Origin of the sequence: Vogesella sp. XCS3, assembly GCF_020616155.1 — a bacterium.
GTDB lineage: Bacteria > Pseudomonadota > Gammaproteobacteria > Burkholderiales > Chromobacteriaceae > Vogesella.
The window spans coordinates 2,194,272-2,216,675 of record NZ_CP085530.1 but is presented as its reverse complement, the minus strand read 5'-3'; the positions used below and the strand labels follow the sequence as shown (position 1 = coordinate 2,216,675).

Annotated in this window: 21 protein-coding genes; all 21 read left to right on the top strand. The window is 62.2% G+C overall.

What is annotated here, in order from left to right; all coding sequences use genetic code 11:
* The first annotated feature begins 35 nt into the window (after window positions 1–35).
* The 21 genes from LCH97_RS10520 to LCH97_RS10415 all read left to right on the top strand — a co-directional run bounded on the left by LCH97_RS10520 (window position 36) and on the right by LCH97_RS10415 (window position 22,353).
* Window positions 36–2,108 (top strand): acyltransferase family protein, encoded by a 2,073-nt coding sequence (locus tag LCH97_RS10520; RefSeq protein ID WP_227301676.1) that lies wholly within the window; start codon window positions 36–38, stop codon window positions 2,106–2,108.
* Between the two features lie 422 nt (window positions 2,109–2,530).
* The gene (gene rbsK / locus LCH97_RS10515; RefSeq protein ID WP_227301675.1) at window positions 2,531–3,421 is read left to right on the top strand and encodes a ribokinase; all 891 of its coding nucleotides are present in this window, start codon (window positions 2,531–2,533) and stop codon (window positions 3,419–3,421) included.
* Window positions 3,418–3,816, top strand: a complete 399-nt coding sequence (rbsD, locus tag LCH97_RS10510; RefSeq protein ID WP_227301674.1) for a D-ribose pyranase — start codon at window positions 3,418–3,420, stop codon at window positions 3,814–3,816. Before rbsK ends, rbsD begins: the two co-directional genes overlap by 4 nt.
* A gap of 9 nt (window positions 3,817–3,825) precedes the next feature.
* Window positions 3,826–5,334, top strand: coding sequence for a sugar ABC transporter ATP-binding protein (locus LCH97_RS10505; protein WP_227301673.1), 1,509 nt, complete (start codon window positions 3,826–3,828; stop codon window positions 5,332–5,334).
* Window positions 5,335–5,338: 4 nt separating this feature from the next.
* Complete coding sequence (locus LCH97_RS10500) at window positions 5,339–6,277, top strand: ABC transporter permease (protein WP_227301672.1); 939 nt, start codon at window positions 5,339–5,341, stop codon at window positions 6,275–6,277.
* Between the two features lie 65 nt (window positions 6,278–6,342).
* Window positions 6,343–7,275 carry a ribose ABC transporter substrate-binding protein RbsB gene (gene rbsB / locus LCH97_RS10495; protein WP_227301671.1) on the top strand — a complete coding sequence of 311 codons (933 nt, stop codon included), beginning with the start codon at window positions 6,343–6,345 and terminating at the stop codon, window positions 7,273–7,275.
* A gap of 129 nt (window positions 7,276–7,404) precedes the next feature.
* Window positions 7,405–8,415: a LacI family DNA-binding transcriptional regulator gene (locus LCH97_RS10490; RefSeq protein ID WP_227301670.1), complete on the top strand. Its 1,011-nt coding sequence runs from the start codon at window positions 7,405–7,407 to the stop codon at window positions 8,413–8,415.
* Window positions 8,416–8,465: 50 nt separating this feature from the next.
* Window positions 8,466–10,619, top strand: a complete 2,154-nt coding sequence (locus LCH97_RS10485) for a UvrD-helicase domain-containing protein (protein WP_227301669.1) — start codon at window positions 8,466–8,468, stop codon at window positions 10,617–10,619.
* A gap of 30 nt (window positions 10,620–10,649) precedes the next feature.
* Window positions 10,650–12,356 (top strand): tetratricopeptide repeat protein, encoded by a 1,707-nt coding sequence (locus LCH97_RS10480; RefSeq protein WP_227301668.1) that lies wholly within the window; start codon window positions 10,650–10,652, stop codon window positions 12,354–12,356.
* Between the two features lie 38 nt (window positions 12,357–12,394).
* Window positions 12,395–13,657, top strand: a complete 1,263-nt coding sequence (locus tag LCH97_RS10475; protein WP_227301667.1) for a hypothetical protein — start codon at window positions 12,395–12,397, stop codon at window positions 13,655–13,657.
* Window positions 13,658–13,713: 56 nt separating this feature from the next.
* Entirely contained in the window at window positions 13,714–13,893 is a 180-nt protein-coding gene (locus LCH97_RS10470) for a DUF3460 family protein (protein WP_017507325.1), read from the top strand.
* 231 nt (window positions 13,894–14,124) lie between these two features.
* On the top strand, window positions 14,125–14,790 hold the full coding sequence (locus LCH97_RS10465) for a class I SAM-dependent methyltransferase (protein ID WP_227301666.1): 666 nt from the start codon (window positions 14,125–14,127) through the stop codon (window positions 14,788–14,790).
* Window positions 14,791–14,895: 105 nt separating this feature from the next.
* Window positions 14,896–15,303, top strand: a complete 408-nt coding sequence (locus LCH97_RS10460; RefSeq protein ID WP_227301665.1) for a biopolymer transporter ExbD — start codon at window positions 14,896–14,898, stop codon at window positions 15,301–15,303.
* Window positions 15,303–16,163: an energy transducer TonB gene (locus tag LCH97_RS18790; RefSeq protein ID WP_304956709.1), complete on the top strand. Its 861-nt coding sequence runs from the start codon at window positions 15,303–15,305 to the stop codon at window positions 16,161–16,163. The genes LCH97_RS10460 and LCH97_RS18790 overlap by 1 nt, the downstream gene beginning before the upstream one ends.
* A 4-nt stretch (window positions 16,164–16,167) precedes the next feature.
* Window positions 16,168–17,457, top strand: coding sequence for a Tol-Pal system beta propeller repeat protein TolB (tolB, locus tag LCH97_RS10445; protein ID WP_227301664.1), 1,290 nt, complete (start codon window positions 16,168–16,170; stop codon window positions 17,455–17,457).
* Between the two features lie 101 nt (window positions 17,458–17,558).
* Window positions 17,559–18,101: an OmpA family protein gene (locus tag LCH97_RS10440; protein ID WP_227301663.1), complete on the top strand. Its 543-nt coding sequence runs from the start codon at window positions 17,559–17,561 to the stop codon at window positions 18,099–18,101.
* A 93-nt stretch (window positions 18,102–18,194) separates the two neighbouring features.
* The gene (locus tag LCH97_RS10435) at window positions 18,195–18,950 is read left to right on the top strand and encodes a YbgF trimerization domain-containing protein (RefSeq protein ID WP_227301662.1); all 756 of its coding nucleotides are present in this window, start codon (window positions 18,195–18,197) and stop codon (window positions 18,948–18,950) included.
* Between the two features lie 165 nt (window positions 18,951–19,115).
* A complete protein-coding gene (gene purE / locus LCH97_RS10430) occupies window positions 19,116–19,604 on the top strand; it encodes a 5-(carboxyamino)imidazole ribonucleotide mutase (RefSeq protein WP_147686627.1) in 489 nt (162 codons plus the stop codon).
* A complete protein-coding gene (locus LCH97_RS10425) occupies window positions 19,604–20,734 on the top strand; it encodes a 5-(carboxyamino)imidazole ribonucleotide synthase (RefSeq protein ID WP_227301661.1) in 1,131 nt (376 codons plus the stop codon). Before purE ends, LCH97_RS10425 begins: the two co-directional genes overlap by 1 nt.
* Window positions 20,735–20,788: 54 nt before the next feature.
* Complete coding sequence (locus LCH97_RS10420) at window positions 20,789–21,655, top strand: phosphoribosylaminoimidazolesuccinocarboxamide synthase (protein WP_227301660.1); 867 nt, start codon at window positions 20,789–20,791, stop codon at window positions 21,653–21,655.
* Between the two features lie 116 nt (window positions 21,656–21,771).
* The gene (locus LCH97_RS10415; RefSeq protein ID WP_227301659.1) at window positions 21,772–22,353 is read left to right on the top strand and encodes a GNAT family N-acetyltransferase; all 582 of its coding nucleotides are present in this window, start codon (window positions 21,772–21,774) and stop codon (window positions 22,351–22,353) included.
* Window positions 22,354–22,404: the final 51 nt, after the last annotated feature.

Genomic DNA, 22,404 nt, shown 5'->3' with positions numbered 1-22,404 from the left:
CGATGCAGAGCCCGCCTTCTACACTGGTTTCCCGCATGCTGGCCTTTCCCCGTCCTGCTTCTTCTGCGTTTTACCGCCCGGATATCGATGGCTTACGGGCCATTGCGGTACTGAGCGTGATTGCCTACCACATTGGTGTGCCCGGTTTACCAGGGGGCTTTGTCGGTGTGGATATCTTTTTTGTGCTGAGCGGCTTTCTGATTAGCGGCCTGCTAAGGCAGGAGCTGCTATCTGGCGGAACGATCGGATTTGCCGCTTTCTTTGCCCGGCGTATCCGTCGCCTGGGGCCGGCGCTGGTGCTGGTGACGCTAGTGACGCTGGTGGCTGGCTATATGGTGCTGTTGCCGGATGCCGCCAACACGCTGGGCCGGGAAGCGCGTGCGGTGGTGACCTTGTCGGCCAACCACCATTTCATGAAGCATGCTTTTGATTACTTCAATACTGCTACCGACCTGAAGCCTATGCTGCATACCTGGTCGCTGGCGGTGGAAGAGCAGTATTACCTGCTGTGGCCGCTGCTTATGCTGGGTGCCTACCGTGTGGGCGGCGGCGTGAAGGCTTTGCGGCCAACCTTGTTGGCCGTACTGTTGCTGTCTTTTGCTGCGTGTCTGTATTTGTCTTATAGCGATATGCCCAAGGCTTTTTACCTGATGCCAACACGTGCCTGGGAGTTTGCCGCGGGTGGTTTGCTGGCCTGGCTACCGCTGCGCCACAGCCGTCGCGCATGGCATGCCAATGCTTTGGCGGGGGGCGGGCTGGCTGTTTTGCTGTGCAGTATCGTACTGCTGGATGAGCACAGCATGGTGTTCCCTGGCTGGGTGGTGTTATTACCCGTATGCGGCACGCTGCTGGTGTTGGCTGCTGGCGGGCTGGACCCGCACCACGCTCCCGGGCGTTTGCTGGGTAGCCGACTGTTTACGGCTGTGGGGCTGCTATCGTACAGCTGGTATTTGTGGCACCAGCCTTTGCTGGCCTTGGGGCGCTATTACGATGTAGGCCAGCGTGATCTGCTGCGGGACTTTTTGTTGGGCGGGGTGTTGGCACTATTGCTGGCCTGGCTCACTTACTGCCTGGTAGAGCAGCCTATAAGGCAACGCCGCTGGCGCTGGTTTGTTACTGACAAATCTACCCTGTGGGTCGGGCTGGCCATGTCGGTGCTCGTGTGGTTGGCAGGGAGTGCTGCCATGTACCTCCCTAAAAAATACCCTTGGCCAGGCTATCAAAGCATTTTGCAAGTGAAGCAAGACCAAGCTCAGCTACCGCCCGGTTGCGACATGCCGGAACGCGGTGTACCGCTCTCGCCGCAGGCCAGTTGTCGCATCGGCCCTGCCGGCGCGCCTTTGCAGCTACTGGCCTGGGGCGATTCGCATACCGACCACGCCATGCCGATGTATCAGCTGTTGGCTCAGGCACAGGGCGTCGCTATTCTGCGGCGCGCTTATCATGGTTGCCCGCCATTGCTGGATGCTGTACCAGTGGGGGAGGGCAAAGTGCGCAGCTGGTGTCTTAACCACTCGCGTGCAGTAATGGCAGAGCTGGGGCAGTTATCACGTAGTGGGCTGAAAGGTGTACTGATGAATGTGCGCTGGAACGGCTATACCGCGCTGCCGGTAGCTGGCAGTGCCAGTATCACCGGCCTGGCACCCGCCGATGACCAAGGCAAGGTAGCAGTGTCCGGTGCCATGCTGGCAGGTGTGGGCCAGCTCGACCGTGCGCATTCCTTGCAGGTCATGGCCGCCTCGCTGGATCGCTTAGCCAGCCAGTTGGCGGTGCTCCAGCTCAAGCTGGTATTGCTGGCACCCGAGCCGGAAATGCCCTTGTCTGTGCCGGAGTGTCTGGCTCGCCGTGGAGAGTCTGCCTGCCATGCACGCCGCGCTGATGTCGATCGCCAGCGCGAGGCTATCCTGCCCATTTTGCAGCAGGTCGCCAGTCGCCACACCAATGTACGTGTCTGGGACCCGATCGCCCGTTTTTGCGATGCCCAGACGTGTTACGCCGCGGCGGCAGGTGTTGTGCGCTATCAGGACCAAAACCACCTGACCGCCAGCATGTCCCGTACCCTGCAGGCAGACTTTGCCCCCTTGTTTAACTGGGCCCGCCAACCTTAAGCCCGTCAGTGGCCGTCTGAACGCACCCTCTGGTGATGAACATCGCCGGAGGGTGTTGTTTTTTGCGGCATCGCTGTTCTGTGGCGGCTGCATTTTGCTACCTGTCCGTGTTGCACTGCGGTGCTGGCCACTGGGCAAGCTTGCTGCTGTGGTCTGGCAGGATTTGTGCACTGCAACTACAGCGCGGTGCCGCTTCATGCTGCTGAACATGCTAACGCGCGGCTGTGTGGTACTTTGTTGATTACCAATGGCATATTCGATGCTTTTGTGTAGTGCAGGGCTTACATTTTTTGCGTTTTTCTCTTTCCTGTCGCGGGCTCTGTGCGCTAGCATTCGCGCTGGCTGATGACGTTTTAGCTAAACGTTAGCTAACAGATAACGCGGCTTGCCACAGGGTTGGCCGCAGGCAGGAGACAAGCGCGATGACGCGTGTGCTGGTAATAGGCAGTATCAATATGGACATGGTGGTGAATAGCCCCACCATGCCACGGCTGGGTGAAACGCTCAGCGGCAGCGGTTTTGCCACCTATCCGGGCGGCAAGGGCGCCAACCAGGCCGTGGCAGCCGCCCGGCTGGGGGCGCAAGTCAGCATGATCGGCTGTGTTGGCCGCGATGCGTTTGGTGCCGAACTCAAAGCTGTGCTGGCCAACGAAGGCGTGGACACGCGCTGGGTCAGCGAGGTGGACGTGGCCACCGGCGTGGCCAGCATCACGCTGTGCGGTAGCGACAACGCTATCATCGTGGTGCCGGGCGCCAACCATGAGCTGCAGCCGGCGCAGCTGGACGCCGCCGAGCAGGCCTTTGCCGACGCCGACGTGGTGCTGGCGCAGCTGGAAGTGCCGCTGGCCACTGTAGAGCACGCCGCCATGTTGGCCGCACGTCATGGCAAGCCGTTCATGCTGAACCCGGCACCCGCCGTGGCGTTGCCGGCCGAGCTGTTGGCCCGCGTCAGCGTACTGACCCCTAACGAATTCGAGCTGGCCACCACGCTGGCCAGCCAGCAGCCGTGGCGCGAGCTGGTGGCCGCTGCCGCAGGCCGCATCGTGATGACGCACGGTGCCGAAGGCGCCTTCTTTGCCGATGCCGACAGCCAACTGCAGCACCAGCCCGGCTTTGCCGTAACGCCGGTAGACACTACCGGTGCTGGTGACACTTTCAATGGCGCGCTGGCCACCTTCCTGCACCTGGGCCTGCCCGAAGCGGTACGCCGCGCCGCGGCAGCCGGTGCCTTGTCGGTAACGCAGCCTGGCGCACAAGGCGGCATGCCGACCTTGGCCGCACTCGACACCTTTTTGCAGGAGCACGCAGCATGAAAAAGCTGGGTCATCTGAACCGTGATATCGCCCGCGTGCTGGCTTGCCTGGGCCACACCGACAGCATCGTGATTGCCGATTGCGGCCTGCCGGTGCCGCCGGGCGTGGAATGCATCGACGTATCGCTGGCGCTGGGCGAGCCCGGCTTTGCCCGCGTGCTGGACACCGTACTGGCCGACATGGCCTGCGAGCGCGCGCTGTTTGCCAGCGAGTGCCACAGCCATAACCCGGCAGTGTCGGCGCTGGCCGGCGCGCTGCCGGCGCAGGGCATTGCTACCGAGTTTGTCAGCCACGAAGCGTTCAAGCAGCACTGTCGTCAGGCGCGGGCGGTAATCCGCACCGGCGACGCTACGCCGTACGCCAATGTGATCCTGTACGCAGGCGTGATTTTCTAGGAGGCGGCGATGAAGGTAAGCATGCGTGGCATCTGCAAGGCCTTTGGCCCGGTGCGGGTGCTGGAAAATGTGGACTTTAGCCTGCACGGCGGCGAAATCCATGCGCTGATGGGCGAAAACGGCGCCGGCAAGTCCACGCTGATGAAGATCCTCAGCGGCGTGTACCAGCCGGACAGCGGCAGCGTCGAGGTGGACGGCCAGGCGGTAGCGATCCGCAGCACCCGCGACGCGGAGGCCGCCGGTATTGCCATCATCCACCAGGAACTGAACCTGATTCCGCAGCTGTCGGTGATGGAAAACCTGTTTCTGGGCCGCGAGCCGTCGCGCTTTGGCGTGATCCAGCGTGCTGCCATGCGCCAGCAGGCGCGGGCACAGCTGGACGCACTGGGCGCCAGCCAGATCGATGTGGATGCCGAAGCCGGCAGCCTGTCCATCGGCCAGCAACAGATGGTGGAAATCGCCAAGGCATTGGCCATGGACGCCCGCGTGCTGATCATGGACGAGCCCACCGCCGCGCTGTCGGCGCGCGAGATCGACACTCTGTTTGCGCTGATGCGCGGGCTGAAAGCGCGCGGCGTGGCCATTGTGTACGTGTCGCACCGCATGGAAGAGATCTTCCACATCTGCGACAAGATCAGCGTGCTGCGCGATGGCTGCTTTGTCGGCGAGCGCGTGATCGCCGACACCGGTTTCGACGAAGTGGTGAAGCTGATGGTTGGCCGCGAGATAGGCGACCGCTTCCCCGGCCGCGACGTGCTGCCGGGCGCCGTGCGTTTGGCGGTGCGTGGCCTGTCCGATGGCCGCCACATCGACGACATCAGCTTCGAGGCCCGCGCCGGCGAGGTGCTGGGCATTGCCGGCCTGATGGGCGCCGGGCGCAGCGAAATCCTCAACACGCTGTTTGGCGTCAACCGGCGTACCGCCGGCGAGGTGTGGCTGGACGGTGCGCCGCTGGACGTGCGCAGCCCGGCCGCCGCCATTGCCGCCGGCCTGGCGTTCGTGACCGAAGACCGCAAGAGCCAGGGCCTGGTGCTGGGCATGTCGGTACGCGAAAACGCCACGCTAGTGCACCTGGACAGCTACGCCCGCCTGGGCGTGGTAAACGGCGCGGCCGAGCAGGCAGCGGTGGCGCAGCAGATCAGCCAGCTACGCATCCGTACCCGCGACGCCGAGCTGGACGTGAAGTCGCTATCCGGCGGCAACCAGCAAAAAGTGGTGTTTGCCAAATGGCTGGCCAACCCGCCCAAGGTATTGCTGCTGGACGAACCCACGCGCGGCGTGGACGTGGGCGGCAAGGCCGAGATCTACCACATCATCAACCAGTTGGCCGCCGCTGGCGTGGCCATCGTGATGGTGTCATCCGAGCTGCCCGAGGTGATGGCGATGAGTAACCGTATCCTGGTGCTGCACGAGGGGCGCCAGACCGCGCTGTTCGATGCGGCCAACCTCAGCCAGGAAGACATCATGGCCGCCGCTACCGGTACCGCCGGTCACGACACCCGCACAACACAGGATTAAAAGCATGACTGCACAACAAAAAGCCACGCTGCAAAAGCTGGGCCCCTTTATTGCGCTGCTGGTGGTTTCCGGCGCGCTGGCCATCATGAGCCCGGATTTCCTTACCGTGGGCAACCTGATGAACGTGATGCGCCAGGTGTCGATCAACGCGCTGATCGCCTTTGGCATGACGCTGGTGATTCTGCTAGGCGGTATCGACCTGTCTGTGGGTTCTATCCTGGCGTTGTCGTCGGTGTGTATTGCACTGATGATCCAGAGCGGGCTGGACCCGGTGCTGGCCACGCTGCTGGGTATTGGCGCGGGCGCGGCCATGGGCTTTGCCAACGGCTGGATCATCAGCAAGGGCAAGGTGGCGCCATTTATTGCCACGCTGGCTTCCATGACCATTCTGCGTGGTCTGTCGCTGGTGTTTTCCGGTGGCAGCCCGATTACCGGCCTGGACAGCGATTTCTTCCAGATGCTGGGCGGTGGCTACGTGGCCGGCCTGGTGCCGGTGCCGGTGGTGTGGATGCTGTTGATGTTTGCCGGCTTCTGGTTTCTGCTGAAACAGACCGTGTTCGGCCGCCACGTGTACGCCACCGGCGGTAACGAGGAAGCCTCGCGCCTGTCCGGCGTAAAGGTGGATCGCGTCAAAATCTGGGTCTATACCTTGTCTGGCGCCATGTCGGCGATGGCTGGCGTAGTGCTGACTTCGCGCCTGAACTCGGCGCAGCCTACCGCCGGTACCGGCTACGAGCTGGACGCCATCGCGGCGGTAGTGCTGGGCGGCACCAGCCTGACCGGCGGGCGCGGCTGGATCTTTGGCACCCTGATGGGGGCGCTATTGATCGGCGTACTGAATAACGGCCTCAACCTGCTGGGCGTGTCGTCGTTCTACCAGCAGGTGATCAAGGGCGCAGTCATCTTGCTGGCGGTGCTGCTGGACCGCGCAGGTAAAAAGTAAACCGGTCGCCGGCAGGTGGCCGGCGGCGGCAACACGTGTAGTTCAATAAAACAGGGAGTCGCACCATGAATCGCATCATTACCCCGCTGCTGGCCAGCCTGCTGGCTTTTGGTATTGCCGCCTGCTCCAAGCAAGGCCCTGACAGTGCACCAGCTGCCGCCAGCGAGCCGGCTGCAGTGGCCAGTACCGCTACCGTTGGCCTGGCTGTGTCCACGCTGAACAACCCGTTCTTCGTGTCGCTGCGTGACGGCGCCGAAGCGGAAGCCAAGAAAGAAGGCATCAACCTGATTACCGTGGATGCGCAGGACGACCCGGCCAAGCAACAGGCCAGCGTGGAAGACCTGATCCAGAAGAAGGTAAATGTCATCCTGATTAACCCGACCGACTCCGCCGCGGTGGCCAACGTGGTGAAAGAAGCCACCAGCAAGGGTATCAAGGTGGTATCGCTGGACCGTAGCGTGACCGGTGCCGACGTGAGCGCCCATATTGCCTCCGACAACGTGGCTGGCGGCAAGATGGCCGGCGAGTTCCTGCTGGAAAAACTGGGTGGCAAGGGCAATATCGTGGAGCTGGAAGGCATTGCCGGCTCCTCCGCAGCGCGCGAGCGTGGCCAGGGCTTCCACCAGGTAGTGGATGGCAAGGCCGACGTGAAACTGCTGGCCAAACAGCCGGCCGACTTCGATCGCGCCAAGGGCCTGTCGGTGATGGAAAACATCATCCAGGGTAACAAGGGCATCCAGGGTGTGTTTGCGCACAACGATGAAATGGCGCTGGGCGCAGTGAAAGCCATCCAGGCTGCCGGCTTGAAAAACGTGGTGGTAGTGGGTTTTGACGCCACCGCCGACGCTGTGGCTGCGGTAAAAGGTGGCACTCTGGCCGCAACCGTACAACAGCAGCCGGAACTGATTGGCCAGTACGGCGTGCAGACCGCCAAGAAACTGATCGCCGGCCAGCCGGTAGACAAGTTCATTCCGGTGCCGCTGAACCTGGTGAAGTAAACCTGGTGAAGTAAGCTGCGCATGCGGCCAACCCGCTATGGCGGGGAGCCGCTGTAATACAATCAGGGTCCCTGCCGGCATCGGGCTGGCAGGGATTTTCTTTGCCCCGCCATATCGCAGGAGTTTTTCATGACGTTTCAGCGCCTGACCATTGACGATCTTGCCCGCATTGCCGGCGTGTCCCGCACCACGGCCAGCATGGTGCTCAATGGCCACGCCGAGCGTTACCGCATCGCCCAGGCTACCGTGGAGCGGGTAGAGCAAGTGGCGCGCGAGCTGCATTTCAGCCCGTCGCACTCGGCGCGTTCGCTGCGCAACCGCCGCAGCCAGGCCATTGGCCTGGTGATACCCGACCTGACCAACGCCAGCCACGCCGCATTGGCGCAGGCGCTGGAAAACCTGTGCCGCGCCCGCGACTTGCAGCTGCTGATGGTGACCAGCGACGAAGACCCCGAACGCGAAAGTGCCGGCATGACCCAACTGGTAGCACGCCAGGTAGACGGCATGCTGGTGGTGCCCTGTAGCAGCGATGCCCGCCATTACCAGAAATGGACACGCCGCCTGCCGCTGGTGTTTGTTGACCGCCGGCTGGACGACAGCGGCATCCCCTCGGTGGTGACCGACGCCACCGACAGCGTGGTGCAATTGCTGGCCCCCAGGTTGGCCGCAGGTATCAGCGAGCTGGTGTACTTCGGTGGCCAGGCCGCGCTATCCCCCAGCCGCGACCGCCTGGCCGGTTACCGCCAGGCGGTGGCCAACGCCGGCCTCACCGAGCAGCCGGGCTGGGTATGCGAACGCGACTTCCTGCGCGAATCGGGCTACGCCATGATGCGCGACTGGCATGCGGCCAACGGCCGCTACCCGCAGGCGCTGTTTACCGCCTCCATTACCCTGCTGGAAGGCGTACTGGCTTATCTGCGCCAGCATGGCCTGCACGACGCGCCGCGCAGCATGATGACCTTCGACCACCACGCGCTGCTGGACTGCCTGCCGCTGGCCATTGATGCGGTACAGCAGGATTCGGAAGGCTTGGCCGTTGCCAGCCTGGCTAAAGTGCTGGCTTTGCTGGAAGGCCAGCCGCTACCTGCTACCGACACCCGTATCGCCGCCACCTTGCTGCGCAGCCCGCACGGCGGCTAGGGCGGCTGGCTGGTAGAATGGCTACTTTCGTATTTGCCTGACCCCGCCCCATGAATAATGACCTGCTCGCCGGCCTGAACGCCGAACAACTTTCCGCCGTAACCTGGCCTGCCAAGAGTGCCCTGGTGCTGGCTGGCGCCGGCAGTGGCAAAACGCGGGTGCTCACCACGCGCATTGCCTGGCTACTGCAAACCGGCCAGGCCAACCCGGCCAGCATTCTGGCTGTAACGTTTACTAATAAAGCCGCGCGCGAAATGCAGACACGCTTGGCCGCCATGATGCCGGTAAACGTGAAAACCATGTGGATCGGCACCTTCCACGGCCTGTGCAACCGCCTGTTGCGCATGCACTACCGCGATACCGGCCTGCCGCAGACCTTCCAGATACTGGATAGCGGCGAGCAGCAGAGCGCCATCAAGCGCCTGCTCAAAAGCCTGGATATTTCGGATGAAAAATTCCCGCCCAAGCAGGTGCAGCAGTTCATCAACGGCCAGAAAGAAGCCGGCGTGCGTGCCGGCGAGCTGAGCGCCCACGACCCGTATACCAAAAAGCTGATCGAGCTGTACGCCGCCTACGACGCGCAGTGCAACCGCGAAGGTGTGGTGGATTTTGCCGAGCTGCTGCTGCGCAGTTACGAGCTGTTGTCGCGCAATGCCGCCTTGTGCGAGCACTATCGCGCGCGTTTCCGCTTTTTGCTGGTGGACGAATTCCAGGATACCAACCGCCTGCAGTACGCCTGGCTCAAGCTGCTGGCCGGCCCCGATAACGCCCTGTTTGCCGTGGGGGATGACGACCAGTCCATCTACGCCTTCCGCGGCGCCGAAGTAGGCAATATGCGCGCGCTGCTGGCCGACTACGGTGTAGCGGCCCCGGTGCGGCTGGAGCAGAACTACCGCTCGGCCGGCACCATTCTGGATGCGGCCAACGCGCTGATCGAGCGCAACGACGGCCGCCTGGGCAAGCAGCTGTGGACCGCTGCCGGCCCTGGCGACAAGATCCGCCTGTTCGATGCCTATTCCGATGGCGAAGAAGCGCAATTCATCGTGGACGAAGTCAAAGCGCTCAAGCGCGATGGCTGGGATTTGTCCGATATGGCGGTGCTGTACCGCAGTAACGCCCAGTCGCGCATTCTGGAGCATGTGCTGGTACAGGCTGGCGTGGCTTATCGTATTTACGGCGGCCTGCGCTTTTTCGAGCGCCAGGAAATCAAGCACGCGCTAGCCTACCTGCGTTTGGCCATCAACCCGGACGACGACAATGCGCTGCTGCGCGTGATCAACGTGCCAGCGCGCGGCATTGGTGCCCGCACGTTGGAAAACCTGCAAACCGCCAGCCGCGAGCAGGGTGTCAGCCTGTGGCAGGCTGCGTGCGGGGCAGGTGGCGGGCGTACCGCCGGCAAGCTGGCCGAGTTTGTACTGCTGGTGGAAAAACTGCGCCAGCGCTGCGAACCCTTGAACCTGGCCGAGCAAGTGAGCCTGGTCATCGACGACTCCGGTCTGCGTGCCATGTACGAGGCCGACAAGAAAGACGGCGAAGAGCGCCTGGCTAACCTGGACGAGCTGATCAACGCCGCCACCGGCTTCATGCCGCAAGAGCCGCAGCTGGCCGTGGTAGAGTTCCTGACCCAGGCCAGCCTGGAAGCGGGCGACCATCAGGCCGATGCCGGTGAAGACGCCTTGCAGCTGATGACCGTGCACGCGGCCAAAGGGCTGGAGTTCAATGCCGTATTTGTGGGTGGTCTGGAAGAAGGGCTGTTCCCGCACGAAAACAGTTTCAATGATCCAAAAGGCCTGGAAGAAGAACGCCGCCTGATGTACGTGGCCATCACCCGGGCCAGACAGCGGCTCTACCTCACCAATGCGCAAAGCCGCATGCTGCACGGGCAGAGCCGTTACCCGATACGCTCGCGCTTTGTAGATGAGATTCCGGCCGAGCTGTTACAGGTTTTATCTGCTACGGTGAAAGCTGCGCCTGTTGCCAGTCGCAGCAGCTGGGCAGAGCCGGCCTTTGTGCAGCAAAAAGCGGCAGCCCGGCAGGGCGGCTGGCGTGTCGGGCAGTCGCTGAGCCATACCAAGTTTGGTGCCGGGGTGGTGATTAATGCCGAAGGCGCGGGTGAGGATGTGCGCTTGCAGATCAATTTTGCCGAGCATGGCATCAAGTGGCTGGATTTGCGTTACGCTGCTGACAAACTGACGTCTCTATAAGCCACCAACATAACAAAAGCGGGGCAATACATGAGTTCGCTGTCCAATCAATCGACTACCTTTAACGCCATTACCAGTGCCAAGGAAGCCACGGGCCGACGGGACTACTCCAACCCGTTTGCCAAAAAGCAGTTTCTGGTGGTGGATTGCGTGCCGGAAATGCAGCGCGCCATGTCCATGACGCTGCAGTCCTTCGGCGCCGAGAAAGTGGAATACGCCGGTAAAGCCAGCGATGCGCTGGTAAAGCTGATGCGTTACGACTTTGACGTGGTGCTGTGCGATTACGACCTGGGTGGCGGCAGCGATGGCCTGTATCTGTACGAAGAGGCCAAGGAGCGCAACCTGCTCAAGCAGTCTTGTGTGTTCATGATTGTCAGCGGCGAGCGCCGCGCCGCCAAGGTGCTGTCCGCAGCCGAGCTGGCGCCAGACGGCTATCTGCTGAAGCCGTTTACCGGCGAAGAGCTGGCCAAGCGGCTGGAAGTGGCGATGCGCCGCCGCGACGCGTTCAAGGTGGTGGACGAGGCCTTGATGAGCCATGACTACATGGCCGCCATTGAGGCGTGCGGCAAGAAAATCAGCGAACGCAACGAATTCAGCCTGGACTTCATGAAGCTCAAGGGCAGCCTGAGCATGAAAATCGGCGATTACGACTCGGCGCACAACCTGTACCAACAGGTGCTGAAGATCAAGGAAATCCCGTGGGCCAAGGTGGGCATGGCCAAATCCATGGCCGGTCTCAAAAAGGTCGAGCCAGCCATTGCGCTGTTCCAGCAGGTGATTGTGGAAAACGATCGTGTGATGGAGGCTTACGACTGGCTGGCCAAGCTGTACCAGGACAACCATGACCTGGACAAGGCGCAGCAAACCCTCAAACGCGCTACCGAGCTGTCGCCGGCCACCATTCGCCGCCACCAGGCATTAGGCCAGGTGGCCGAGGAAAATGGCGATATGGAGCAGGCCAAGAAGGCTTACACCACCACGCTGGAGCTGTCCAAAGCCAGCTGGCACCGCAGCCCGGCACACTACGCTACGCTAGCGCGCACACAGCTGGCCAATAGCGAAAAAACCGAGGCCGCCAAAACGCTGGCTTCGCTGCGCCGGGACTACAAGCACAACCCGGAAGGCGAGTGGATGGCAGACGTGGTAGATAGCACCATCCAGAGCCATAGCGGGAACAAGGCGGCCGCAGAAAAACTGCTGCGTTCGGCCGAAGAGCGCATGCCGCAGCTCACCAAACTGAAAGACAGCGACCGCCTGGAGTTCGCCCGCGCCTGCTATGGCCAGGGGCAGCATGATATGGGCGACAAGGTCGCCAGTGGCTTGGTGCGCAACAACCACGATAACGAAGAGCTGCTGCAAAAGCTCTCTACCATGTTTGACCAGGTTGGCCGCGGCGATGCTGGCCGCGAGCTGATCGCCAGCAATGTGCAGGGTATTGTGGACCTGAACAACCAGGCGGTGCGCGAGGCGCAATCCGGTGATCACGACAAGGCGATCGCGCTGTTCCAGAAGGCATTGCAGGAAATGCCGGAGAACGTGCAGCTGATGCTCAACCTGGTTAACGCCATCATTGCGCAGTGCCACCGCCAGGGCTGGCACGAGAGCAATATCAAGCATGCGCACGAACTGCTGCAACGCGTGCGGGAAATGGCACCGACCAACAACAAATTCCAGAAACTATTACAGGCGTGGCGTAGTTTGATTGACCAGCATCAGAAGCGGGAATTCCTGCTGTGAGCCATGCCTGGCGCCGCGCTATACAGCCCCTGTTGTTTATGGGGCTGTTTTCTTGCTGGCTGCTGTTTGGTGCCATTGGCTGGGTATGGCTGGAAACCGGCGAGCGTCATGCAGCGCAGCAAGTGCTGGACGAGCAGGCAGAGCAGCAGCTTGGGCAGCTGCGCACGCAGCTGGATGCCATGCAACAAGAGGCTCGGCAGTTATTGCGCAGCTTGGCGCTGACCCGGAATGAGGGCAGTGAGCAATTCGCGCCTTACCTGGCCGGTTTGCGCCGGCATTATCCCCAGCTGGGCATGGTGGCCTTTCTGGCGGCCAACCCTGCCCAGGGCAAGCTGCTGGAAGTGCAGGCTTTTGTCCCTTTCCAGCTGGGTGGTGTTCTGCTGCCCACGCAAGATCTGGCCAGATTGCCGCTGCTTGTGCCGGCCTTGCCTGGCTTGAAGCGTGGCCAGGCGCAGGTGCTGCTCTGGCAGCGCCGTTCGCCAGAGCAGCTATTGCTGATTTTGCCCGGTCAACAAGGGATGGCGTTGGCTATCTGGCTGCAACCACAAGCCTTGCTACCCGATAGTGGCCGCGATGGCGTGCAGGCCGTGTTGTCAGTCGATCCGGCGGCACCGCCCGCAGCAAGCGGGGCGGGTAAGCTGCTTAGCCAGCAAGCACTGCGTAGTGGTGCTGTTGAGTTGAATCTTACCCTGTGGCGTGCCTGGCAGCCTTTGGCACAGCTGTCGTGGCGCAGCATGGTGTTGCTGGCTTTCATGTTGCTGCTCTGGCTGTTGGGCTGGCAGTCGTGGCGGCAAAGCCGTGCTTTGTTGCGGCAAACCCGGCAGGCACGCCGTCTGCAGGCGCAGTGGCTGGAGCAGGCTACGCAGCAGGCGCCTGTGTCCTCGCAGCGAGCCTTGGCTACGCTGGAGCGCCAGTTGCAAACCTTGCCGCCAGGCAGTGTGATGCGTGTCTGGTGGGTGCATGGCCAAGGCGTGCGCCGTCGTAGTTTCCATTTGGCCAATGCCATGCTCCAGCTCGAAAACCAGCTGGCCAAAGCACCATTTGACGGGTTGACCGTGGTGCGCTTGCGTCAGGGCCATATATTGCTGGTGCTGTTGCAGGATGAGGCAGGCATGGCCACCAATGGCCAGCGCTTATCGTACTGGCTGACCGGTGCAATGGGCGGGCGGCCCGATGAGGCCGGTATGCTGTGGCACTGCTTCGAGATGGAGAAGGGCGTGGCGGAGCTCGAGCGTGCCTTGGTCGGTGCATCGATTACGCCGCTTTATCATACAGCGCAGCACCTTACGCCCGGACGCTGATGCCGGGCTGCCGGTTTTGCAGTACAATTGCCGCCATCGCCAACCGGGGAACGCACATGTATCAATCCGAATTTACTGCCTTCATGAACGGCTTTCTGGAAAAGAACCCGCAAGTCGATACCGAGCGCCGCGAGCTGCGCCTGACCTGGTGGGAGCGTACGCTGGACCTGGACGATCTGCGCCGCTGGAAAGCATCCCGCGTACCGCAGAAGCCTTACGTTTACCAGCCAGAGTAAGCCGCTGGCCGGTGTGCCGGGCAGCACCATAAAATAGCGCCCGCCGGGCACGCTGCCTGGATGAGAACCCTGCTTGCCCCGCATGCAGGGTTTGTCTTGTAAACAACCTTGCTGCCTGCGTCGGGAATGCAAACAGATGCATTCTGGTGCTAGCTGGCCTGGTAAAACCAGACGGGCAGCTTTGTCAGCTGCCCCAACGCCCGCAAGGGCGTTTGTTTTTTGAGCATCAGCATGACCAGACAAACCATGACCATGAGCGACGATGTCGCGAGCTACCTGCTGCAGATCGGTGTTACCGAGCACCCGGTGCAGCGCGCCCTGCGCGAATTTACCGCCGGCCACCGCATGGCCAAAATGCAGATTGCCCCAGAGCAGGGCCAATTCCTGCGCTGGCTGGTTGGCCTCACCGGCGCGCGCCGCTATCTGGAAATCGGCACCTTTACCGGCTATAGCGCCTTGACCGTTGCCCTGGCCATGGGCGAGCAGGGCAGTACCGTGTGCTGCGACATGAGCGTGGAGTTCACCACCATCGCGCGGGATTACTGGCAGCAAGCCGGCGTGGCCGATCGCATCGACTTGTATGTGCAACCAGCGGTACAAACGCTGGCCATGCTGCTGGAACAGGGTGGGGCGGGCAGCTTTGATCTGGCGTTCATCGATGCCGACAAACAGAATTACCCGGCCTATTACGAAACCTGTCTGCAGCTGGTGCGCCCGGGTGGGATTATTGCCATCGATAACATCCTGCTCAATGGCCGGGTAGTGGCACCGCAGCCCGATCATCCGCGCAGCGTGCATGTCATGCACGAATTCAACGCCAGGCTGCTGACCGACCCGCGTGTCAGCCTGTGCATCCTGCCCATGGGTGACGGCATGACGCTGCTGCGCCGTTTGTAAACGGCAGTGGCCAGGAACCCGCTGTTTCCGGGCTGGTCTGTCAATCACGCCTTTTAGTCCGCCGCCGGTGTTAACATCGGCATGTTATTGAAACAGGATAAGCCCATGTTGCAACGCCGCCCGCGCCGCATGATGAACCAGATGAATGTGGTGCCCTACATCGACGTGATGCTGGTACTGCTGGTGATCTTTATGGTGACCGCCCCCATGTTCACCCCGGGTGTGATCGATGTCCCCAGCGTTAGCCGTGCCGCCCAGGTAGAGACCACGCCACTGGAAATCAGCATTGAAGCCAGCGGCGCCTATTTTGTCGGTGAAGGCGGCAAGCGTGACCCTGCGGCCAACCTGGACGAGCTCATCGCCATGGTGCAGGCGCGCCTGAAGGATGGCCGCCCGGTGGTGGTGACTGCGCACCAGGACCTGAAGTACAGCGAAGTGGTCAAGGTGGCCGACAAGCTGCACGCTGCCGGTATCCAGCGTGTCGCGCTCACGGTACGCCAGCAGGGTAGCTGATGATTGCCTCCCGCCAACCTGGTGCGGCTTCATGGTTGCTGTCCGCCCTCTTGCACGTGGCTGTCCTGCTATGCCTGTGGCTATCTGCCGCGCCAGAGCAGATCAAGACGCCGCCACCGCTGGCGCTAGAGCTATGGGCCGGTAATGCCGGCCAGGTAGCGGCACCGGTAGCTACGCCAGCCCCCTCACCAACCCCGGCACCGACAGTGGCCGCGAAGGCACCGCCTCCGCCACCTGCCCCGGTGCAGGAGAACCCGGCTGCCGATGTCAAAGTCCTGGCTGGCAAACCCGCCAGGAAACTGCCGCAGCCGGAAAGCAAACCGGCCGAGAAAGCACCGCCGGTCGCTAAGACCAAGCCGGAGCTGATCAAACCGGAACCCACACCGCCAGTGAAACCCGTTACCACGGTGGCTGCCAAAGCGGCAGCCAAACCTGCGGCCAACCCCAAACCGGCGGCGGTGAAAACAGACGACCTGCTGGCCGAGCTGGATGCCTTGCCACCCGGCCCCGGGCAGGGCAAGGTAAACCAGGCTGGGGCCAAAACCGGCGCCAAAACCGGTGCGGCCAACGGCCAGCCAGACCAGAAACAGCAGTACGGCGAGGCGATCAAGAACCGTGTGCGCCCATATATCGTGATACCCGACGGTATCAAGGGTAACCCGGAGGCATCGGTGGAGGTCATCATCTTGCCGACACTGGAAATTCGCAGCACGCGTATCCTGCGCAGTAGCGGCTCGGCGGCGTGGGACCAGGCGGTATTGGCGGCACTGGCCGAAGTGCGGCGCTTCCCGCCGTTACCCAAAGGTGCCGACTTTGCCGACTATCGCCGTATCACCCTTAATTTCCGCCCCAAGGAGTAATGCCTTGCACCGACTCATTGCTTACTGCTGGCGCGTATTGCTGCTGGCCATGATGTTGGCCGCACCGCTGGCGCGTGCCGACCTGACCGTGGATATCGTGGGCGGCGGCAGCAGCCGTTACCCGCTTACCATTCTGCCCATGCAAAATGAAGAATGGCTGCCCGAGGCGGTAACACAAACCGTCAAAAGCGATCTGGCCATGACCGGCTTGTTCGGCTTGCTGGAGCCGCCTGGTGGCACCGTGCTGCCGGCCTCGCCACAGGCTTTCGACCCTGCGCCATGGCAGCAGAACGGCAGCCGTGCCGTGTTGTACGGTAAAGTCAGCAAGCTCGATGGTGGCCTGCTGCGCCTGACTTTCTGGGCCGAAACCGTCAACCCGCGCGAGCAGAAGCTGGCCGCCGAGTTTGATGTTCACAGCTCGCAGCTGCGCGATGTCGCGCACCGTATCGCCGACATGGTTTACGAGGCGCTGCTGGGCAGCAAAAGCCTGTTTGCCAGCCGCATTGCTTTTGTGGTGCAGAAGGGCAAAGAGTCGCGCCTGCAAGTGGCCGACGTGGATGGCCGCCGCGCCCAGACCGTGCTGCGCTCGGCCGAGCCCATCATCTCACCGGCCTGGAGCCCGGATGGCAGCCGCCTGGCTTATGTCTCGTTCGAAAACAAGAAACCCGTCATTTACGTGCAAGACCTGGCCACCGGCCAGCGCCGCCTGCTGGCCAACTTCAAGGGCAGCAACTCGGCACCGACCTGGAGCCCGGACGGCCGCAAGCTGGCGATCGTACTGACACTAAGTGGTAACTCGCAGGTGTACATCATCAATGCCGACGGCACCGGGCTGAGCCGCTTTTCTTACAGCGACGCTATCGATACCGAGCCGGTGTTCAGCCCGGATGGCCGCCAGATTGCGTTTGTATCCGACCGCAGCGGCGGCCCGCAGATTTATATCCAGCCGCTGGATGGCAGCAAGACCGTCCGTCGGGTGACTTACCAGGGTAGCTATAATGTGTCGCCGGCTTTCTCGCCGGATGGCCGCCAGCTGGCTTACGTGCGCCGCGAAGCCGGGCGCTTCAAGGTGATGCTGCAAGACCTCGCCACCGGCGATGCACGCATGATCAGCAATAGTGCTTTTGACGAGTCGCCCAGCTTTGCCCCCAACGGCAAAATGGTGCTGTACGCCAGCGACGAAGGCGGCCGTAGCGTGCTGTACGCCGCCTCTATCCAGCACCCGGGACGCGTCAAGCTAGGGGTGCTGGAGGGCCAGGTGCAGGACGCTGCCTGGGGGCCATTCAACCCTTGATGCGTGCTACACCGGAACTTTGGTTTTGTTCAAAAGTCTTTAGGATTTACCCGCATTAATTTCACTGGCTATACCCGGCCAGCCAGAACAAGGAGCGTCGCATGAAAGTCTTACCCTTCGTCGTAGCCGCAGCTGCGGTTTTGCTCAGTGCCTGCGCCAGTACCAGCAACCCGGCTGATGGTGCCAAAACGGCCGGTGCCACCGTTGTATCCGGTAACGGCGCCAGCACCGCCGGTAGCGCGGGCAGCAGCCTGAACCCGGCCCAGACGCTGCCGCAGGTAGACGCGGTGGGTGCCGAGGCCGCTGCGTATGCGGGGGTGAATGGCAAGAGCGTGTTCTTTGATTTCGACCAGTCCGCCATCAAGGACGAATACAAGGGCGTAGTCGAAGCGCATGCCGCCTATCTGGGCAAGTACAAAGGGCACGTACTGGTACAGGGTAATACCGACGTACGCGGTAGCCGCGAGTACAACCTGGCGCTAGGCCAGCGCCGTGCCGAAAGCGTGAAACAGTCGCTGGAAGTGCTGGGCGTGAAGCCGGAGCAGGTAGAAGCCGTGAGCTTCGGCATGGAAAAACCCCGTGCGACCGGTAACACCGACGGCGATCATGCGCAGAACCGCCGCGCAGACTTCGTTTACCAGTAAGCAAGCGGCCACTGTCTAGGCCGGCTGGCTTGACCTGCACCCGGGAAGGCGTCAACCTTTCCGGGTTATCCATTTAGCAAAGCCCGAACTGCCATGCGTAACCGACTGTTCCCCCTGTTGTTGCCCATCGTACTGGGTGCATGCGCCACCACCACCGACCTGGAGCAGGCGCGTCTGGACCTGGAAAGCAAGCTGGCCAGCTCCAGCCAGCAGGCCAGTGCCCGCTTGTCGGATGTCGAGGCCAAGCTGGCCAACCAGCGCCTGCTGGACCTGGTGAACCAGGTCACCCTGCTGAAAGGCGAAATGTCTACGCTGCGCGGGCAGAACGAGGTATTGCAGCACCAGGTAGCCGAAACGCAAAAGCGCCAGAACGACCTGTATAACGACATCGACCTGCGTCTGGGTAAGCTGGAGAAGCAGCTGCGCGATGCCAGCCAGCCGCAAGCCGAGGCGCCGGCCACCGAGCCGGCTGCGGCCAACCCCGCCGATGCCGCACTGGCGCGGGCGCTGGAAGTGCTGCGTGCCCGCGACTTTGCCAAATCGCTGCCTTTGCTGAAAGCCGTGGCCGATGCTTATCCGGGTAGCGAACAGGGCCTGGAGGCGACTTACTGGATGGGTGTGGCGCACACTGCGCTGAAGCAATACAGCGCCGCCATCGATATCCAGCGCCGCTTTGCCGAGCAATACCCCAAGCACCCCAAAGCCGCCGAAACCCTGCGCCTGATGGCGGGTAACCAGCTGCAGCTGGAGCAGAAAGACCAGGCCCGCCTGACACTGCGCAAGCTCATCAAGCAATACCCGGGCACCCCGGCTGCGCAGCGTGCCCAGCAACAGTTGGCTACGCTATAGCCTGGCCAACGCGTAGACTCGGTTATCGAAAGCCGGCATTTCCCACAGGGATGCCGGCTTTGTCTTGCCGGGAAGATGCTTCCGTGGAAGGTAAATCCCGGCGGCAAGCCCTTGCCAAATCAGGTAAAATTCCGTTTTTTCCCCTTCTTGACGGAATCAGCCTCCATGATCGAAGTTGGCATCGTGATGGGTAGTAATAGCGACTGGGAAGTCATGCAAAACGCCGCGCGCGTTCTGAAAGACTTCGGCATCGCTTTCGAAACCCGCGTCGTCTCCGCCCACCGTACCCCCGACCTTCTGTTCCAGTACGCCGAAACCGCCGAAGCGCGTGGCCTGAAAGCCATCATCGCCGGTGCCGGTGGCGCCGCCCACTTGCCGGGCATGCTGGCCGCCAAGACCCATATCCCGGTGCTGGGCGTGCCTGTGCCGTCCAAGTACCTGCGTGGTGAAGACTCGCTGCTGTCCATCGTGCAAATGCCCAAAGGCATTCCCGTGGCTACCTTTGCCATTGGCGAAGCCGGTGCGGCCAACGCTGGCCTGTTTGCCATCGCCATGCTGGCCAATGGTAACCCCGAGCTGGCGGCCAAACTGAAGGCCTTCCGCAAGCAACAAGAAGACACCGTGCTGGCCATGAGCCTGCCGGAGGTGCAGTAATGGCCGCCATTTTGCCGCCAGCCATGCTGGGCATTCTCGGCGGTGGCCAGCTGGGCCGCATGTTTGTTACCGCCGCCAAACGTATGGGCTACCGTGTAACCGTGCTGGACCCGGATGCCAACGCTCCGGCAGCCGAGTTTGCCGACGTGCACCTGTGCGCCGCGTTTGACGACGCTGACGCGCTGGCCACCCTGGCGCGCAGCTGCGCTGCGGTTACCACCGAGTTCGAGAACGTCAACGCCGATGCCATGCGCCTGTTGGCCAAAACCACACGCGTATCGCCATCCGGCGATTGCGTGGCCATTGCCCAGGACCGTATTGCCGAAAAGAGCTGGGTAGGCAAAGCCGGCCTGCCGACCGCGCCCTATCTGGCGATCGAGAGTGTAGAAGACATCCAGGTCGAGCTGTCGCCCTACCTGCCGGGCATTCTCAAGACCGCCCGCCTGGGCTACGACGGCAAAGGCCAGGTGCGCGTGAAAACCGCCGACGAAGCCCGCGCCGCCTACGCCAACCTGGGTGGCCAGGCCTGTGTGCTGGAAAAAATGTTGGACCTGAAGCTGGAAGTGTCGGCCATTGTTACCCGTACCAGTGCGGCGCAAGTGTCCGTGTTTCCGGTATCGGAAAACATCCACAAGAACGGCATTCTGGACGAATCCATCGTACCGGCGCGCATTGCCCCCGAGTTGGCCGCACGCGCGCAGCAGTACGCGGTGCAGCTAGCCGAGGCGCTGGGCTATGTAGGCGTGCTGGCGGTAGAGTTTTTCGTACTGGGCGACGATAGCCTGGTGGTCAACGAAATGGCACCGCGCCCGCACAACTCCGGCCACTACACCATTGATGCCTGTGTCACCGACCAATACCAGCAGCAAGTGCGTGCCATGTGCGGCCTGCTACCCGGCAAGACCGACCTGCTATCGCCGGTGGTGATGGTGAACCTGCTGGGCGATGTGTGGGGCGAGGACGGCAGCGAGCCGAACTGGGCCGTGCTGATGGAAGCGCCCAACGCCCATCTGCACAGCTACGGCAAGAAACAAGCCCGGCCAGGCCGCAAGATGGCGCACTACTGTGTGCTGGCGGCCAACGTAGACGACGCGCTGGAACAGGCGCGCGCGCTGAAAGACACCTTGTAATGAAAACAGGCGACGCCCACAAGGCGTCGCTTTTTGCTTTGTGAAGGAAGTTTCATGACCCAACTGACCAGCCTGAAAAAAATCTACTCGGGTAAAGTACGCGACCTGTACGAGATCGACGATCAGCGCATGCTGATGGTGGCCAGCGACCGCCTGTCCGCATTCGACGTGATCCTGGACGACCCGATTCCGGGCAAGGGCCAGATCCTCACTGCCATTTCCAATTTCTGGTTCGACACCCTGAAAGACGTGGTGCCCAACCACCTGACCGGTGACCAGGTAGAAGACGTCGTCGCCGCTGCCGAGCTGCCGCTGGTGGCTGGCCGTGCCGTGGTGGCCAAGCGCCTGAAGCCGGTGATGATCGAAGCCGTCGTACGCGGCTATCTGGCCGGCTCCGGCTGGAAGGAATACCAGAAGTCCGGCACCGTGTGCGGCATTGCGCTGCCGGCCGGCCTGCAGGAATCCAGCAAGCTGCCCGAGCCTATCTTTACCCCGTCCACCAAGGCGGCGGTAGGCGACCACGACGAAAACATTACCTTTGCCCAGTGCGAAGCCATCGTGGGTGCCGAGCTGGCGGCCAAGGTGCGTGACACCGCCATCATGCTGTACCAGACCGCTGCGGCCTTCGCAGCCAAGCGTGGCATCATTATCTGCGATACCAAGTTCGAGTTCGGCCTGGACGCCGACGGCACCCTGGTGCTGATGGACGAGGCGCTGACGCCGGACTCCAGCCGTTTCTGGCCAGCCGACAGCTACGCCGAAGGCACCACGCCACCGTCGTTCGACAAGCAGTTCGTGCGCGACTGGCTGGAAGCTTCCGGCTGGAACAAGGCACCGCCAGCCCCGGCGGTACCGCTGGACGTACGCGAGAAAACCGCGGCCAAATACCGCGAGGCGCTGGAGCGCCTGACCGCACAGTAAGCCCTGGCACCAGCCAGACGCTTGCCCGGCCCGCCTTGTGCGGGCTTTTTCATCCCCGCCCGCCGCACTGGTGGCATACTTGCGCTTTTATCGAATCTGCCAAGGGAGTAGCTCATATGGCCCGTAGCCAGCCCGCGCTCAGCACCGCCCGTTTACAGCTTTTGCCGCCGGAAGCGGCCTGGGCCCGCGCCGTCCGCGACTACCAGCTGCGCAACCGCGAGCACCTGGCCCCGTGGGACCCCACCCACGGCGATATGTACTTTACCGAGCTGTTCTGGGGCATGCGCCTGCGCGAGCGCATCGAGGATTTCAAGCTGGGCCGTGGCGCCATGTTTCTGGTGATGCACGACAAGCAGCCCGGGCAGGTGATTGGCACGGTGAGCCTGAGCAATATCGTGCGCGGCGTGTTCCAGGCTTGCCACCTGGGCTACAACATCGACCAAGCTTACCAGGGCCAGGGCATGATGAGCGAGGCAGTCGAGGCTGTGGTGCAGTTTGCCTTCCGCGACCTGGGCCTGCACCGTGTACAGGCCAACTATCAGCCGGAAAACCAGCGTAGTGCACGCTTGCTGGCCAAGCTGGGTTTTACGATTGAAGGCGAGGCCAAGGATTATCTGTTTCTGAACGGTGCCTGGCGCGACCATGTACTGACTTCGCGCCGCAACCCGGATTTTGATGCCACGCCATTGCGCGCTTAAGTCCCGAGGGTGCAATGCGTCGGGCCGCAGGGTTGGCCGCATGACAGAAAA

Coding starts and splice junctions, on each gene's coding strand:
- LCH97_RS10505 (WP_227301673.1), top strand. CDS start 3,826: ATGAAGGTAAGCATGCGTGGCATCTGCAAGGCCTTTGGCCCGGTGCGG.
- LCH97_RS10500 (WP_227301672.1), top strand. CDS start 5,339: ATGACTGCACAACAAAAAGCCACGCTGCAAAAGCTGGGCCCCTTTATT.
- LCH97_RS10435 (WP_227301662.1), top strand. CDS start 18,195: ATGCGTAACCGACTGTTCCCCCTGTTGTTGCCCATCGTACTGGGTGCA.
- LCH97_RS10470 (WP_017507325.1), top strand. CDS start 13,714: ATGTATCAATCCGAATTTACTGCCTTCATGAACGGCTTTCTGGAAAAG.
- LCH97_RS10520 (WP_227301676.1), top strand. CDS start 36: ATGCTGGCCTTTCCCCGTCCTGCTTCTTCTGCGTTTTACCGCCCGGAT.
- LCH97_RS10480 (WP_227301668.1), top strand. CDS start 10,650: ATGAGTTCGCTGTCCAATCAATCGACTACCTTTAACGCCATTACCAGT.
- LCH97_RS10420 (WP_227301660.1), top strand. CDS start 20,789: ATGACCCAACTGACCAGCCTGAAAAAAATCTACTCGGGTAAAGTACGC.
- LCH97_RS10460 (WP_227301665.1), top strand. CDS start 14,896: ATGTTGCAACGCCGCCCGCGCCGCATGATGAACCAGATGAATGTGGTG.
- LCH97_RS10485 (WP_227301669.1), top strand. CDS start 8,466: ATGAATAATGACCTGCTCGCCGGCCTGAACGCCGAACAACTTTCCGCC.
- LCH97_RS10440 (WP_227301663.1), top strand. CDS start 17,559: ATGAAAGTCTTACCCTTCGTCGTAGCCGCAGCTGCGGTTTTGCTCAGT.
- LCH97_RS10465 (WP_227301666.1), top strand. CDS start 14,125: ATGACCAGACAAACCATGACCATGAGCGACGATGTCGCGAGCTACCTG.
- rbsK (WP_227301675.1), top strand. CDS start 2,531: ATGACGCGTGTGCTGGTAATAGGCAGTATCAATATGGACATGGTGGTG.
- rbsD (WP_227301674.1), top strand. CDS start 3,418: ATGAAAAAGCTGGGTCATCTGAACCGTGATATCGCCCGCGTGCTGGCT.
- LCH97_RS10490 (WP_227301670.1), top strand. CDS start 7,405: ATGACGTTTCAGCGCCTGACCATTGACGATCTTGCCCGCATTGCCGGC.
- LCH97_RS10475 (WP_227301667.1), top strand. CDS start 12,395: ATGGGGCTGTTTTCTTGCTGGCTGCTGTTTGGTGCCATTGGCTGGGTA.
- LCH97_RS10415 (WP_227301659.1), top strand. CDS start 21,772: ATGGCCCGTAGCCAGCCCGCGCTCAGCACCGCCCGTTTACAGCTTTTG.
- rbsB (WP_227301671.1), top strand. CDS start 6,343: ATGAATCGCATCATTACCCCGCTGCTGGCCAGCCTGCTGGCTTTTGGT.
- LCH97_RS10425 (WP_227301661.1), top strand. CDS start 19,604: ATGGCCGCCATTTTGCCGCCAGCCATGCTGGGCATTCTCGGCGGTGGC.
- purE (WP_147686627.1), top strand. CDS start 19,116: ATGATCGAAGTTGGCATCGTGATGGGTAGTAATAGCGACTGGGAAGTC.
- LCH97_RS18790 (WP_304956709.1), top strand. CDS start 15,303: ATGATTGCCTCCCGCCAACCTGGTGCGGCTTCATGGTTGCTGTCCGCC.